The organism is Paraburkholderia sp. MM5477-R1, assembly GCF_050436385.1.
In the GTDB taxonomy this organism is placed as follows: Bacteria; Pseudomonadota; Gammaproteobacteria; order Burkholderiales; family Burkholderiaceae; genus Paraburkholderia; species Paraburkholderia tuberum.
Window position 1 is genome coordinate 173,026 of the sequence record NZ_JBNDMC010000003.1, and the last position, 14,813, is coordinate 187,838.

At 62.7% G+C, this 14,813-nt stretch carries 14 protein-coding genes and 1 tRNA gene; 3 read left to right on the top strand and 12 right to left on the bottom strand.

Annotated features, from left to right (window positions below; translation table 11 throughout):
- Positions 1 to 37: 37 nt before the first annotated feature.
- The 5 genes from OKW35_RS04095 to OKW35_RS04115 form a co-directional block, all read right to left on the bottom strand.
- Positions 38 to 496 carry a CopD family protein gene (locus tag OKW35_RS04095; protein ID WP_187611041.1) on the bottom strand — a complete coding sequence of 153 codons (459 nt, stop codon included), beginning with the start codon at positions 494 to 496 and terminating at the stop codon, positions 38 to 40.
- 289 nt (positions 497 to 785) lie between these two features.
- Positions 786 to 3,107 (bottom strand): DNA topoisomerase IV subunit A, encoded by a 2,322-nt coding sequence (gene parC, locus OKW35_RS04100; RefSeq protein ID WP_429551293.1) that lies wholly within the window; start codon positions 3,105 to 3,107, stop codon positions 786 to 788.
- Between the two features lie 60 nt (positions 3,108 to 3,167).
- The gene (locus OKW35_RS04105) at positions 3,168 to 5,153 is read right to left on the bottom strand and encodes a DNA topoisomerase IV subunit B (RefSeq protein ID WP_184059492.1); all 1,986 of its coding nucleotides are present in this window, start codon (positions 5,151 to 5,153) and stop codon (positions 3,168 to 3,170) included.
- A 434-nt stretch (positions 5,154 to 5,587) separates the two neighbouring features.
- Positions 5,588 to 7,522: an ATP-binding cassette domain-containing protein gene (locus OKW35_RS04110; protein ID WP_429551822.1), complete on the bottom strand. Its 1,935-nt coding sequence runs from the start codon at positions 7,520 to 7,522 to the stop codon at positions 5,588 to 5,590.
- 171 nt (positions 7,523 to 7,693) lie between these two features.
- A complete protein-coding gene (locus OKW35_RS04115; protein WP_187618179.1) occupies positions 7,694 to 8,095 on the bottom strand; it encodes a DUF4399 domain-containing protein in 402 nt (133 codons plus the stop codon).
- Between the two features lie 306 nt (positions 8,096 to 8,401).
- Between OKW35_RS04115 and OKW35_RS04120 the strand changes: the two genes are divergently transcribed.
- Together OKW35_RS04120 and OKW35_RS04125 are read left to right on the top strand one after the other, a co-directional pair.
- Complete coding sequence (locus OKW35_RS04120; protein WP_090803595.1) at positions 8,402 to 8,593, top strand: rubredoxin; 192 nt, start codon at positions 8,402 to 8,404, stop codon at positions 8,591 to 8,593.
- 235 nt (positions 8,594 to 8,828) lie between these two features.
- Positions 8,829 to 8,903 (top strand) — tRNA-Arg (locus OKW35_RS04125).
- A gap of 295 nt (positions 8,904 to 9,198) precedes the next feature.
- Here the strand turns inward: OKW35_RS04125 and OKW35_RS04130 are convergent.
- Genes OKW35_RS04130 through OKW35_RS04140 form a run of 3 tightly spaced genes read right to left on the bottom strand, consistent with a single transcriptional unit; the run spans position 9,199 to position 10,238 of the window.
- Entirely contained in the window at positions 9,199 to 9,438 is a 240-nt protein-coding gene (locus tag OKW35_RS04130; protein ID WP_184059499.1) for a hypothetical protein, read from the bottom strand.
- Positions 9,435 to 9,827 (bottom strand): hypothetical protein, encoded by a 393-nt coding sequence (locus tag OKW35_RS04135; RefSeq protein WP_429551294.1) that lies wholly within the window; start codon positions 9,825 to 9,827, stop codon positions 9,435 to 9,437. The genes OKW35_RS04130 and OKW35_RS04135 overlap by 4 nt, the downstream gene beginning before the upstream one ends.
- 6 nt (positions 9,828 to 9,833) lie before the next feature.
- On the bottom strand, positions 9,834 to 10,238 hold the full coding sequence (locus tag OKW35_RS04140) for a hypothetical protein (protein WP_429551295.1): 405 nt from the start codon (positions 10,236 to 10,238) through the stop codon (positions 9,834 to 9,836).
- Between the two features lie 1,053 nt (positions 10,239 to 11,291).
- On the opposite strand from OKW35_RS04140, the gene OKW35_RS04145 reads away from it, so the two are divergent.
- The gene (locus OKW35_RS04145) at positions 11,292 to 12,230 is read left to right on the top strand and encodes a class I SAM-dependent methyltransferase (protein WP_429551296.1); all 939 of its coding nucleotides are present in this window, start codon (positions 11,292 to 11,294) and stop codon (positions 12,228 to 12,230) included.
- A 24-nt stretch (positions 12,231 to 12,254) separates the two neighbouring features.
- On the opposite strand, the gene OKW35_RS04150 is transcribed toward OKW35_RS04145, so the two are convergent.
- The 4 genes from OKW35_RS04150 to OKW35_RS04165 all read right to left on the bottom strand — a co-directional run bounded on the left by OKW35_RS04150 (position 12,255) and on the right by OKW35_RS04165 (position 14,779).
- Complete coding sequence (locus OKW35_RS04150; RefSeq protein ID WP_429551297.1) at positions 12,255 to 13,094, bottom strand: hypothetical protein; 840 nt, start codon at positions 13,092 to 13,094, stop codon at positions 12,255 to 12,257.
- Between the two features lie 205 nt (positions 13,095 to 13,299).
- Positions 13,300 to 14,007, bottom strand: a complete 708-nt coding sequence (locus OKW35_RS04155) for a glutathione binding-like protein (RefSeq protein ID WP_429551298.1) — start codon at positions 14,005 to 14,007, stop codon at positions 13,300 to 13,302.
- Positions 14,008 to 14,136: 129 nt separating this feature from the next.
- Positions 14,137 to 14,358 carry a hypothetical protein gene (locus OKW35_RS04160; RefSeq protein ID WP_090803585.1) on the bottom strand — a complete coding sequence of 74 codons (222 nt, stop codon included), beginning with the start codon at positions 14,356 to 14,358 and terminating at the stop codon, positions 14,137 to 14,139.
- 229 nt (positions 14,359 to 14,587) lie between these two features.
- Positions 14,588 to 14,779, bottom strand: a complete 192-nt coding sequence (locus OKW35_RS04165; protein ID WP_090803583.1) for a CsbD family protein — start codon at positions 14,777 to 14,779, stop codon at positions 14,588 to 14,590.
- Positions 14,780 to 14,813: the final 34 nt, after the last annotated feature.

Genomic DNA, 14,813 nt, shown 5'->3' on the forward strand with positions numbered 1-14,813 from the left:
GGCGGTCCGGCGATCCGGCGATCCGGCGGTCCGGCGATCAGAACCCGCGCGACAGCACAGCGAAGCCGATCGTCACGACGCCCAGCACGAGATTGATCAGCACGAGACGGCGGACCGTGCCGACCGCCTGCGCGCCATCTGGCCACTTCTGCGCCTGCACCGCGCGGCGAATGCGCGGATATACGGCGAAGCGGATATGCCCGAAGGTCAGCATCATCACGATGCCGAGACCGGCCATCGCATGCAGCGGCCAGCTAGCATGAGCGCCGCCGAATTGCATCAGCAGGAAGCCGCCGCTGATCAGGATCACGAGCACCGACACCCCGACCCAGTTGAAGAAGCGGCCAAATACCGACTCCCACAGCGGCAGGCGCAGTTGCGGCGACAGATCGCCGAGCGCAGGGCGCAGGCAGAAATGCGCGAACACCATACCGCCGACCCACACCGCCACCCCGAGCAGATGCAGAAAAAGCGCGACTTCGATAGCCTTGTTCATGTAGTTTTCCTCTCCCGACGACGCCACACCATTTAGGACACGCGATCCCGCTCAGCACCAACTGAGCGCGTTCGACCATACGTGATGCAGGCAGTTCCGGGTATCGACGTCTATTGCGTCGTGTTTTGTCGTTGTGATCGCGGCCCGTTCATCTGGCCGCGACGCCGCCGCGCCCCGTTTGCTTCCACGCCCTTCGCGCGACGGACTCCGCTGCGACAGACCGCGAGCGCCCCGCATGCTAGCAGGCGCTCACGGTTTTGCAGCGTCAAACTTCGTTAAATCGACTCCACTAGGCCGGCAGCACCGGACGCATGCCGTCGAGCTTCAGCTTGCTGGCGGGCGCGCGTCCCTTGCGCGCACGCTTGCCGACATGCGCCGCAAGCTCGGCGCCGGCCAGCTTCTCCTCGTCGACGCGGCCGCCACGACGCGTGCCGATCAGCATCACGCCTGCTTTGTTGATCGCGAGCGCCTGCACGAGCGTTTCGTTGTCGTCGAGCGCCATCAGCGTGACGCCACGGCCGCCGCCCGACAGCGTCTTCATCTCGTCGAGGCTGAACACGAGCAGACGTCCGCCCGACGACAGACACGCGACCTGCGCCGCGTCCGGCAGCATCGGCATCGGCGCGAGCGGCGCGGCGCCGGCGTCGATCGTCATGAACGACTTGCCGGCCTTCACGCGGCTCACCATATCGCCGACCTTCGCGATGAAGCCGAAGCCGTTGCTCGACGCGAGCAGCAGCGCCTGTTCCGCCGACGCCGCGTAGTAGTGCATCAAATGACTGCCCGATTCGAGCTCGATCAGCGACGTGACCGGCACGCCGTCGCCGCGTCCGCCCGGCAGTTGAGCCACCGCGACCGAATAGACGCGCCCGTTGCTACCCCACGCGATCAGCGTATCGGGCGTGCGGCATTGGAACGCCGCGTAGAGGCCGTCGCCGGCCTTGAAGCTGAAGCCGGCCGTATCGAGCCCGTGGCCCTTCAGCGCGCGCACCCAGCCCTTTTGCGACACCACGACGGTGACCGGCTCGTCGACCACGCGCGCTTCGAACGTCGCGCGCTTTTCCTGCTGGATCAGCGTGCGGCGCTCGTCGCCATACTGTTTCGCGTCGGCTTCGATTTCCTTGATCAGCAGGCGCTTCATCGCCGGCTCGCTGCCGAGCAGCTCTTCGAGCCTGGCCTTCTCGTCGCGCAGCTCGGCCAGTTCCTTCTCGATCTTGATCTTCTCGAGGCGCGCCAACTGACGCAGCCGGATTTCGAGGATGTCCTCGGCCTGGCGGTCCGTGAGGCCGAACGCGGCCATCAGCGCGACCTTCGGTTCGTCCGATTCGCGAATGATGCGGATGACTTCGTCGATATTCAGGAAGACGATCATCCGGCCTTCGAGAATATGGATGCGGTCGTCGACCTTCGACAGACGATGCCGCGTGCGGCGCGTCACCGTCGCGAACCGGAACGCGATCCACTCGTGCAGGATTTCGCTCAAGCCCTTCTGACGCGGCCGGCCATCGCCGCCGACCATCACCATGTTCAGCGGCGCGTTCGATTCGAGGCTCGTATGCGCGAGCAGCGTGTTGACGAAGTCGGTCTGATCGATGCGGCTCGACTTCGGCTCGAACACGAGACGCACCGGCGCGTCCTTGCCCGATTCGTCGCGCACCGCGTCGACGAGCCCGAGCAGCGTCTGCCGCGTCTGCAACTGCTCGGGCGTCAGCGTCTTCTTGCCAAGCTTGATTTTCGGGTTGGTCTGTTCTTCGATTTCTTCGAGCACCTTCTGCGCGGCCGTATTCGGCGGCAGTTCGGTGATCACGAGTTGCCACTGGCCACGCGCGAGATCCTCGATCTTCCAGCGCGCGCGCACCTTCAGGCTGCCGCGGCCGGTTTCGTACGCGGTGGCGATTTCCGCCTCGCTCGAAATGATCTGGCCGCCGCCGGGGAAGTCCGGACCGGGCACATGCTGCATCAGCTCCGCATGCGAGAGCTTCGGATTGCGGATCAGCGCGACCGCCGCTCCTGCGACTTCGCGCAGGTTGTGCGACGGAATTTCCGTCGCGAGGCCGACGGCGATGCCCGATGCGCCATTGAGCAGCACGAACGGCAGACGCGCTGGCAGCACCTTCGGCTCTTCGAACGAGCCGTCGTAGTTCGGCATGAAGTCGACCGTGCCCTGATCGATTTCGGCGAGCAGCAGCTTTGCGATCGGCGTCAGGCGCGCTTCGGTGTAACGCATCGCCGCCGCGCCATCGCCGTCGCGCGAGCCGAAGTTGCCCTGGCCGTCGATCAGCGGATAGCGCATCGAAAAGTCTTGCGCGAGACGCACGAGTGCGTCGTACGCGGACTGGTCGCCGTGCGGGTGATACTTACCGAGCACGTCGCCGACCACGCGCGCCGATTTGACCGGCTTCGCGTTGTCGCCGAGGCCCATCTCGTTCATCGCGAACAGGATGCGGCGCTGCACCGGCTTCTGCCCATCGCAAACATCGGGCAGCGCGCGGCCCTTGACCACGCTGACCGCATACTCGAGGTACGCGCGCTCCGCGTAGTTGCCGAGCGTCAGCACGTCGCTGTCCGACGGCGGCTCGTTGAAAAGGTCGAGAGTGTTATCGTCGTCCATCTAGATTCCGTGTCCGTGTTTGGCTTGAAGTGTCGTATGCCGCATTGGGGCGCAATGCGCTCAGATGTCCGCTTCCACTTCGTTGCCCTTCTCTTCGAGCCAGCTGCGGCGCGACGCCGCTTCGCCCTTGCCCATCAGCATCGTCATGCGCGCGACGGTCGCATCGTAGTCGAGTTCGCCGAGCGCGACCGGCTGCAGGCGGCGCGTGTCGGGATTCATCGTCGTGTCCCACAGCTGCTCGGCGCTCATTTCACCGAGCCCCTTGAAGCGGCTGATCGACCACTGGTTGTCGCGCACGCCGTCCTTGCGCAGCTTGTCGAGAATCGCCTCGAGCTCGCCTTCGTCGAGCGCATAGAGCTTCTGCGCGGGCTTCTTGCCGCGCGCGGGCGCATCGACGCGAAACAACGGCGGACGCGCGACGCACACATGACCGCGCTCGATCAGTTGCGGGAAATGCTTGAAGAACAGCGTGAGCAGCAGCACCTGGATATGCGAGCCGTCGACGTCCGCATCCGACAGAATGCAGATCTTGCCGTAGCGCAGATTCGACAGATCGACCTTGTCGTCCGGATTATGCGGATCGACGCCGATCGCCACTGAAATGTCGTGCACCTCGTTGTTCGCGAACAGGCGATCACGTTCGGTTTCCCATGTGTTCAGCACCTTGCCGCGCAGCGGCAGGATCGCCTGGTATTCCTTGTCGCGGCCCATCTTCGCGGAGCCGCCCGCCGAGTCGCCCTCGACGAGGAACAGCTCGTTGCGGCCGATTTCCGTCGATTCGCAATCGGTCAGCTTGCCGGGCAGCACGGCAACGCCCGAGCTCTTGCGCTTCTCGACCTTCTGCCCCGCGCGCGTGCGCGCCTGCGCCTGCTTGATCACGAGGTCCGCGAGTTTCTTGCCATGCTCGACGTGCTGGTTCAACCACAGTTCGAGCGCCGGCCGAGCGAACGACGACACGAGCTTGACCGCATCGCGGCTATTCAGGCGCTCCTTGATCTGCCCTTGAAACTGCGGATCGAGCACCTTCGCCGACAGCACGAACGACACCCGCGCGAACACGTCTTCGGCGAGCAGTTTCACGCCCTTCGGCTGCAGGTTGTGCAACTCGACGAAGCTCTTGACCGCCTGATAAAGACCGTCGCGCAAGCCCGACTCGTGCGTGCCGCCCGCGGGCGTAGGAATCAGGTTCACGTACGACTCGCGCGTGAGCGGCCCTTCCTCGCTCCACGCGACGACCCACGCCGCGCCCTCGCCTTCGGCGAACGTCTCTTCGCTCGAACGCGAGCTTTCCGCGTAGCGCTCGCCCTCGAACAGCGGAATCAGCAGATCGCTGCCGTTCATGCCTTCGAGCAGATAGCCGCGCAGGCCGTCTTCGTATTTCCAGCTTTGCCGCTCGCCGGTTTTCTCGTTGACGAGCGTGACCTCGACGCCCGGCAGCAGCACCGCTTTTGAGCGCAACAGACGCTGCAATTCACCGAGCGGCAGGTTCGGCGAATCGAAGTACTTCGGATCGGCCCACGCGGTCACGCGCGTGCCGGATTTCTTGTCGGCCTTGGTGGCGGCACGCACTTCGAGCGGCTTCGCGACGTCGCCGTGCGCGAAGCTCAGTCCGGCGACCTTGCCGTCGCGCCACACGGTGACGTCGAGCCGCGTGGACAGCGCGTTGGTGACCGACACGCCGACGCCGTGCAGACCGCCCGAGAACGTATAGGCGCCGCCGGCGGCCTTGTCGAACTTGCCGCCCGCGTGCAAGCGCGTGAAAACGATTTCGACGACCGGTACGCCTTCGTCGGGGTGCAGGCCGAACGGAATGCCGCGGCCGTCGTCGTCGACCGAGACCGAATGGTCCGCGTGCAGCGTGACCGTGATTTGCCGGCCGTAGCCGCCGAGGGCTTCGTCCGATGCGTTGTCGATGACTTCCTGAATGATGTGCAGCGGATTCTCGGTGCGGGTGTACATGCCGGGTCGTTGCTTGACCGGCTCCAGACCCTTCAACACCTTGATCGACGCTTCGCTATACGCGGCGTTTGGCTTTTTCGTAGACATGATTGACTCGGTGCGTCGGTTCATCGTTGTCCACAGGTCCTGTGGACAGGGCCGTGGACAATGCGTTGAGTATTCAAAAAAAGCGAAACGAAACAACGGGGTTAGGTGGAGCGCCCGCGATGCGGGCAAGCTGTTTTGTCGCGCGGCTTCCGTTGGCGCGCTCGAATGCCGGAGATGGACGCACAGCCCGCCGGGGAAGCCTGTTCGCGGGGTATTGTACTGATTTCGATCACCGCGGCAATTGACCCCGCGCTGAATTGGCCGACTGGATAAGGCACGGCGGGCGTTGGGGGACATGCAATGGAGGATGGACGGCTCGCAGGACGGCGGCGCGATAGGTATCGGCGGAAAATGCACGGGCGCGCGCCGGCTGAATTTCGGTGCCGTGCGCGGCGGCGCTTTCTGTTGTTTTTGTGCCGGCCGCGCACGCCGCGTTACTTGACGCGGTTTTCCAGCTCGTCCCAACGTTCGAGCGCGAGCATCAACTCCTCGTCGATCTCTGCATAGCGCTCGGTCAGACGCGCGCCTTCGCGTGCATCTTTCGCGAACACCGAGCCGTCTTCGAGCTGCGCGCCGATTGCCTTCTGTTCGGCCTCGAGGTCGGCAATCATTTTCGGTAGCGCCTCCAGTTCGCGCTGCTCCTTGAACGACAGCTTCGCGCTGCGCTGCGCATTGCGGCCCGACGCGCTGTCCTTCGGCGCCGCTTCTTTCGGCGCTTCCTTGCTCGATTCTTTCTGCGCTTCGAGCGCGAGTTGCTCCGAGCGATCGCGCTGCGTCTGCCAGTCCGTGAAGCCGCCGACGTATTCGCGCCACTTGCCGCCGCCTTCCGAGGCGATCACCGACGTCACGACGTTATCGAGAAACGCGCGGTCGTGGCTGACGAGCAGCACCGTGCCGTCGTAGTCGATCAGCAGTTCTTCGAGCAGTTCGAGCGTCGGAATGTCGAGGTCGTTGGTCGGTTCATCGAGCACCAGCACGTTGGCCGGGCGCGCGAACAGGCGCGCGAGCAACAGCCGGTTGCGCTCGCCGCCCGACAGCGACTTGACCGGCGAACGCGCGCGCTCCGGTGCGAACAGGAAGTCGCCGAGATAGCTCATCACATGCTTCTTCTGGCCGTTGATTTCGACCCACTCGCTGCCGGGGCTGATCGTGTCCGCGAGACTCTTTTCCAGATCGAGCGCCGCGCGCATCTGATCGAAATACGCGACCTGCGGATTCGTGCCGACGCGCACGTTGCCCTCGTCGGGCGCGAGTTCACCGAGGATCAGCTTCAGCAGCGTGGTCTTGCCCGCGCCGTTCGGACCGATGAAGCCGATCTTGTCGCCGCGCATCACCGTGGCCGTGAAGCGGTCCACCACCGCGCGCTCGCCATAGCGCTTCGTCACGTCCGTCAGTTCCGCCACGATCTTGCCGGACTTCTCGCCCTGACCGACGTCGAGCTTCACGTTGCCCTGCCCGTTGCGGCGCTCGGCGCGCTCGTTGCGCATCTGCACGAGGCGCGCGATGCGGCCGACGCTGCGCGTGCGGCGTGCCTCGACGCCCTTGCGAATCCACACTTCTTCCTGCGCGAGCAGTTTGTCGAACTTCTCGTTCTCGATGCGCTCGACTTCGAGCTGCTGCGCCTTGCGCGTCTGGTACGCGGAGAAATTGCCCGGATACGACAGCAGCCGCCCGCGATCGAGCTCGACGATGCGCGTCGCGACGCGGTCGAGAAACGCGCGATCGTGTGTGATGAACAGCAGCCCAGCGCGCAGCGACACCAGCAGATCTTCGAGCCAGCGGATGCCGTCGAAGTCGAGATGGTTGGTCGGCTCGTCGAGCAGCAGCACGTCGGGCTGCACGACGAGCGCGCGCGCGAGCGCGGCGCGCTTCTGCATGCCGCCCGACAGCGAGCCGACGCGGGCTTCGCCGTTCAGGCCGACCTGCTGCAGCGTGGTCGCGACGCGCGTGCTCCAATTCCATGCGTCCGCGGCGTCCAACGACGATTGCAGCGTGTTCATGCGCGCGAGCAGCGCGTCGTGTTCGGCGCCCTCGGGCGTGTCGGCGAGCTGATGCGCGACCGCGTCGTATTCGTCGAGCAGCGCGCGCGCCTCGGTGAGTCCGGCGGCGACCGCGTCGAACACGGTGTCGTCGGCGTTGAACTCGGGCTCCTGCGGCACGTAGACCGTGCTCAGATGCTGCTGACGCGTGACGAGGCCGTCGTCGGGTTTGGCCAGATCGGCGACGATTTTCAACAGCGACGACTTGCCCGCGCCGTTGCGCCCGATCAGCCCGACGTGCTCGCCCGCTTCGAGCGAGAAATCCGCGTGGTCGAGCAGCGCGACGTGACCGAACGCGAGCTGCGCTCCGGTAATGGTGTAAAGCGACATGGGAATGGGAGAAGACAGCGATGAGTCGGAACTGCTCATTGTACCGGGCGCAGGGCCGGTCGCAGGTATGCCGGGCGGGAACATCCGTGCGATGAAGCGCGCAACGCAGCGTGCAACGCTATCGGCGCGGGCCGGCGACGCGCGCGCCGGCCCGGCATTTCAAGCAGTTGCTTACTTGACGTGCACCGTGATCGTCTTGCTCATCTCCGGCCCATACGAGCGATGCGCGCCGTCGCCGAATTGCAGCGTCAGCGTATGGTCGCCCGGCGGCAGCGTCAGATCGGTTTCAGTCTGGCCTTTGCCGAAGTGCAGCGACTTGTCGGTCGCGGGGACGACCTCGCCCTTCGGCAGCGGCTTGCCGTCGATCAGCAGGTGATGATGCCCGGTGCCGTCCGTCAGCGTGCCGGCGGGCGCGATCTTCATGCCGTCGAGGCCAAACACGACGTGCACCGGATTGGTGACGGTGGCGCCGTCCGCCGGTTGCACGAAGGTCACGCCCGCCGCCTGCGCCACACCTGACCCGGCGAGTAGCCCAGCCGCCGCGACGCCGACCAACCATCTGTTTTTAAACATCGTCTTCTCCTTTGGAAACGAAACCCGGCGATGCGGCGCCGCCAGCGGCCTCTCCGAGACCGATCGTCGCAATACGTGCGAAGCGAGCGCCAGATCTGTCCAATCGAATAGCTTGCAGGTCAAAGCGTACACGGCTTGTGTGACGAGGCCCGTCGCGCGAATCCGGGCTCGCCGCAGAGCGTTGGGGCGGCGCCGCATCGGTCGTCTGCGGCTGATTTGACAAATTCCGGTAATATTGCGGGTCGCCGCGCCGCCCCATAAAGGGGCAGAGCAAGCCGGCCATTGCATTGAACGAGAGAGCGTGTCGTGAGCGAAGTAATCGAAGTGACGGAATTCAAGAGCTGGGTCTGCCTGATTTGCGGTTGGATCTACAACGAGGAAGACGGTCTGCCCGAAGAAGGCATCGGACCGGGCACGCGTTTCGCCGACATTCCGGAAGACTGGCGCTGCCCGCTGTGCGACGTGGGCAAGGCGGAGTTCGCGGTGGTGGAGTTTTGACAGTGAGATGAGCTTGGGGCGATAGGCGCGGTTGCGTGCGCTTCGCCAGATGCTCAGGTGGTTTGCGCGGCCCGGCAGGCGATGTCTGCGGGGCCGTTTGTTTTTGCGGGATTTGTGCGAGGCGCGGGCGGCTGCTGGCTTGGCTCTCCTTTTGCCCGCGCCGGTTTGATATACTCTGCGCTCGGTGGTCAGTCTGGACTCACCGAGTCCTCGCCGATCTGTCCGGCCCGGTCCTCTCCCTGTAGTTCAATGGATAGAACAAGTGCCTCCTAAGCGCTAGATACAGGTTCGATTCCTGTCAGGGGGACCAGATAGCTTCCCGGCGTTGCCCAGAAAAGTATTGAACATGGGCCCAATCTGCACTGACGAGTCGCCGCGAACGTGAGACGGTGCGGAGGCAGCGCGCAGATATTCAGCGAGCTTCACCTGTTGCGGTTCGTCCCTCGCCAAAGTGGTCGGGCTGGCAGTGACGATGCGTTTGCGGCCAGCGCGTACCTCACTACTCCCGGCGTCGCCGCAATATTCCGCTCGAGCATAGACCACACAAAGGTTGCCGGCTCTCGCCTGGATTTCGATTGCCACTAGCCCATCCATTCGTGCCCGCTCTAGCGGTACTCGTCAATCTCCACCGTGCCGCTCAGCGCTTCTGGCAGTTCGTCCTCGTTGCCGTCGCCGGACAGCAGTTCGGAAAGCTCGTCTGCGCGTACCGCCAGCATCGCTTTCTCGATCTCCCTGTCGTATCGGCGGTTGTTCCGATCATGCCGGGCGTGCGCCTTACGCGCGTACTTCTGAACGAAGCAACCACGCTCGCCAGCGAGGCGGTCCCGCTTTCGTTTTGCGATCACGGGAGCCGAGGGCCACATGTTCCGCCGTCGGTCTCATGGACCTCAAGCGAGTCACACTCAATCGCGAGTTCGGCACCCAGAGTGGAATAGATGAAAGCAAGTAGTGCGGCTTTCTTGTCGGTAAGTCGCTCTCCAGCTTCGAGCACAGCACTGGCCCGCGCGTGCTTCGTGTCGTCCGGGGCAACGATGTGAATGCCGTAGACGATATTCAGCAAGCCAAGATGCTCAACCGAAACACACGTCACGCCGTTGAACGTGACCAACGCGCGCCTGTTGGCAAGGTACAGGCCTAGCGTCAGCGTCCGGGGCTCGGTATTCGGGCCAATGACCACGCTGTCCAGATACCAATCGTGGAAATAGCCCCACGCCTTCAATATTTCATCCGTCATATCGATTTACCAAGGGAGCAAGGAGACCGGCGCGCCCTCGTCGCGGATGTAGCCGTCCCAACTGTGCGCGTGCGGATTTGGATTGCCGTGGTGCGCATCAAGGTCAAAGTCCGCTAGCGGCGTGCCATTCGGCCCGAACTGACGCAACTGCGGCATCGTCCCCGGCATACTGGAGATCCACGTCCCCGGCGTGCCTTTGAACGGCATCCCGGCAACTTCATCTGCTGCGCCACCCGGCATGTCGGGCTGATAGTCGAACGCCTGCGCATCGCCAAGCGGCGTTGATACCGGCGTAGCGATGGTTCCATCCGGAAGCACGTCACCGGGGCGGGCGAACCAGATGGCGAGATCATCGTCGGCGGCCAGTCGCGGAAGTACTGGACGCTGGAATGAACGCCCGGCACTCACCACAGGCAGAGCGCGCCTGAATAGCTGCGACGGCGTGACGGTCGCGTAGTACGGCCAGACCTTCTGCTCAATAGGCGCACCGCCTCCGCGCGACGTACGCGGCGTGGCACGACTGCGATCACATCGCCACGTTCGACGGCGTTCTGTAGCGCCCGGGCGGTCTGCTCTGGAGCAGCGCTACTCGCGTATGCACCACTGCGCGCGTTGCGCATGAATTCGACGAGCCGCGCCAGCTGACGTGTGTCGCGCGTGAGTTCCCGCAATCCTGCCGAGGTAATGAGCTGGCGGCCGGCGCGCGCCTCGTTGCTCAGGGCATTTCCGTGATACTCATGTCGCGTGTAGAGCGTGCAGCGCCGATGCGTTCCGACGTCGAAGTCAATCGCCATCTGTCTGTAATCCCATCAACTTGTGCCTCCTCCAAAAGCGATTTGAAGAGGCTATGTAGCACAAAGCCGGGAACGGAGCGACAGATCCGACACAATCGTTGACACTCGTCCCTGCGCCGGTCCGCCATGCGTCACCACGCACGGCCGTGCGCGCGCCGAAGCGCCGAAAAGGCCGGACGAAAAACCGGACTTGCAAGGATTCCTGCAAGGAGGAGACGAGTCTAGATGCTGCTGAATGCGGAGCAGCACTGAGGCGGCGAAGCGGCGAAAAACTACTCTCTTATGTGACGCCGGATATGAAGCGGCCCCGCTTTAGGGGGCTATACAAGCAAATCAATCGCCCCGGCGATCGATTGCGCCGCATCCAGGTCACACAGAAATCGCACCCGTTTTTCCTCAGGAGACCGATTCGAGGGGCACAGGTCGGGGGCACAAAAATCGAAAACTCCCCGCAAACATCGCCAGCCTTGACGTATGAATTCTGTCAGGGGGACCAACCGGCCACCAGTGCTCTTAAAAGCCCCGCACACCTTCGCTGCGGTGCTTTTCGTTGCCGATCCGCCTTCCAGGCGAACCACCCGTTCGACAACCCCGGAAAATCAGGCCGCTCCCGGAAATCTCAGATCGCTATAATCTGCGAGCCGACTTCGAAACGTTTCCGAGGACCGACATGGATCAAGCGCTTGAATGCGTTACCGCGTTGAATTTTTGTGAGCAGGCCTATCTCGCCGCAAATCCGGACGTCGCTGAGGCTGTCAGGCTCGGCGCATTACGATCGGGAAGATCGCATTTCGAAGTTTTCGGAAGCGCCGAAAGTCATCGCAGGCAAGATGCACTGGTGGCGGCCCAATCTAGGCAGGAACGAAGAAAAAGAATAGCGTCTGTCCTTCGCACTGATATGCCATTTAGTGACGACGGAAAATTTTTCGATTTTTTGTCGCCCGATCTGCGCTCCCAGTTCGACATTTACGACTCGGAACTGGCCGGCAGCAATCTGTACGATCAGGATGCACTGAGTATGATCGAGCGCCATCCGTCGGGGATCATTCTGGATTGTGGGGCCGGCAGCCGTCCCGCGATCTACGAAAACGTGATCAATTTCGACATCACCAACTATCCATCCACCGATGTGCGCGGTGTCGGCGAAGTTCTGCCATTCAAAGATGCATCGTTCGATGGCCTTCTGTCGTTGAATGTCCTCGAACATGTGAAGGACCCATTCACTGCCGCCAAAGAGATTCTTCGCGTGTTGAAGCCAGGAGGCGATCTGGTCGTGGTGGTTCCGCTCACTCAACCCACTCACGGCTACCCGCATCACTACTACAACATGACAGCCGAGGGGATTCTCAACCTGTTCGGATCTGCGATCAATGTCGAACGTGTGTACGTACCGGAATCGACATCGGCCATCTGGTCGATTTACTGGATCATGAGCGAATGGGCCGATGGTCTCGACGAGAATGCGCTGAAGGAATTCAAGGCGCTCACGGTCGAAGAAATTCTGCAAGGGCCGCCGACGCTGCTGGATCGATCGTTTGTGAAGCAGCTAAGCGCAAAAAAGAATCTCGACATTGCGAGTTCGACGACGGTGATCGCGAAACGCGTTTGAGACGACGCCAGTCCAGCGGCTCCATTATTTTTGCATCGGCCGACGGACACTTTGCTCGTATATCGAAGGATCGACGACGTTCATCTGATCCTTTGGGCGTTCACCAAAAACTCGCTCGAAGTCCTCGGGACCCAGAATGTCAGCAGCGTCGTGGAGAAAAGACGAATAGGCCTGGTTCAGCTCCGAGGCGGACGGAACATCGCTGCCCTGCGGGGCAGGTTGCAAGCGCTCGACCCGCACCATAAATGCGCGTCGATGATTCATCAACGACTTGATCTTCGCATCCGCGTCGGGACCCTTCAAAGTCGCCTGAAGATGCTCCTGAAAATCGTCGACATCGGATTCCTGATGTCCTGGCTTCATCGCGTTACTCCCGCTTGGTGTCGAGCACTGAATCTTCTTGCTCGCCCATGCAGCATGCTGCTTGCCGTATGGTCCGAAGATCGCGATGCTCAACCAGTAGCCCCTGGACATGCGGACGGTAGCTGGAGCCGCTCCACCGCTGCCGGTCGCCCAAAGAATCTGGTTTGACAACTGATGGCATACACCATCGCGACCATAGCTGAATATCGTTCCACGAGCGGCCGGATCGATGTTCGAGTCCACATCGGGCTTACATAGACAACTAGCATAAAGCAGATTTGCCGCGCCGGAAGCCAAAAAACCATCCGCACTGACCGGCGTCCCACCTCGGGCGTGGAAGCTGCCCCAGCTGTACCAATAGTGCTCGCCCGCGATCAGGACGTCCGCCAGCGCTGGGTAAATCTTCACGCGGCTGTCGTAGGTCGTCACCCATGTATGGTCGACCACGGAATCCTGGAAATACGCCGGAACGGACCACGCGAACAATGTAACGGCGCTCATTGCTTCACCTTTTCGTCCGGTCGCGTCACAGCGCTGTCGCGCGATTCTCGCCCGATAAGCCGGTAAGAACTTTACTCACCTCAAAGGTTATACGCGCTCAGCGGTATTACGCGGAAAAACATGGACGAGCCAGCCATGCTCGGCAACGATGCCGTCGGTATGAAACGCGACGACGCCCAGCGCGGCGAGCGCGCGCAACAGGCCATCAAGCCGGCCGCTGCGGAATATTCAGGCCGCGCACCACCGCCGGACGCTCGACGAACGCCGCCAGCACGCGCCGCACGTTCGGGAAGTCCTGAATGCCGACCAGTTCTCCCGCCTCATAGAAGCCGACCAGATTGCGCACCCACGGGAAGATCGCGATATCGGCGATCGAATACTGATCGCCCATCACCCATGTGCGTCCTTCCAGGCGCTGCTCCAGCACGCCGAGCAGCCGCTTCGATTCGGCGATGTAGCGATCGCGCGGACGCTTGTCGTCGTACTCCCTGCCGGCGAATTTGTGGAAGAAGCCGACCTGGCCGAACATCGGACCGATGCCGCCCATCTGGAACATCACCCACTGGAGCGTCTCGTAGCGCCCGGCGGCGTCCCGGGGGATCAGCCGGCCGCTTTTGTCGGCGAGATAAATCAGGATCGCGCCCGATTCGAACAGCGGCAGCGGTTTGCCGTCGGGACCGTTCGGATCGAGGATCGCCGGAATCTTGTTGTTCGGGTTCAACGACAGAAACGCCGGCGTCATCTGATCGTTGGTATCGAAGCGCACCAGATGTGGCTCGTACGGCAAGCCGGTTTCCTCGAGCATGATCGAGATTTTTACGCCATTGGGCGTCGGCAGCGAATAGAGCTGAATCCGGTCCGGATGCTCGGCCGGCCATTTCTTCGTGATCGCGAAAGCGGATAAATCGGTCATGGGTTCGGGTCGCCCTATGGGACAGAAATTGCAAGACCGCCCAATATAAACCGACTCGCCACAACGCGTGCGAGGCCGCGTGAAGACCCTACAAACGCTGCGGCAACAGCGCCGTTCGCGATCGGCGGTTCACCACAAGTCCTTCGTCGCCGTACCCGCGCGCACGTTGAAGCCCTCGCGCCACAGCGCCGCGCCGACCGTCAGCAGCAGCGTCTTTTCGGTGCCGTCGAGCAGTTCCCACGCGGTCGCGAGCCACGTCGCGAAGTTCGCGCAGGTCGCTTCGAGATCGGGCGGCGCCTTGCCTTCCAAATACTGCCGTTCAAACATCGAAAGTATCTTTTCGGGTGTCATTGGCGCGACCTCCTGATGGGATTGCGCCAAGTCTAAAGGGCTCGCAGCGCGCGCGGAATGCCGATCATCGCGATCACGGGTTACTCCCAGGCCGGCCGCCGCGCCAACGTCAGCCGTGACCCAACTGGTGAAATCGGACGCGTCGTGTCCGACCTGCGCCGTACAAAAAACAAAGGCGCCGCGACGATCGCGACGCCTCCGCCGTTACGGCAACCTGCATCGAACGGGTTCAGTGACGACCGCGCTTTGCATCGTCCCTGGCGTCTTCCTTCGCATCGCCATAGGCCTTCTGCACCTTGCCGGCGCCCTGCTGCAGGTCGCCCTTGAGTTCCTTCGCAGGGTCCTTCGTGGCCTTGCCGACGGCCTCGTTGACCTTGCCCTTGACCTGCTCGCCAACGCCCTTCACTTGATCCTTGTTCATGCTCGGCTCCCATATGCGTAGTCGACGGAAATGC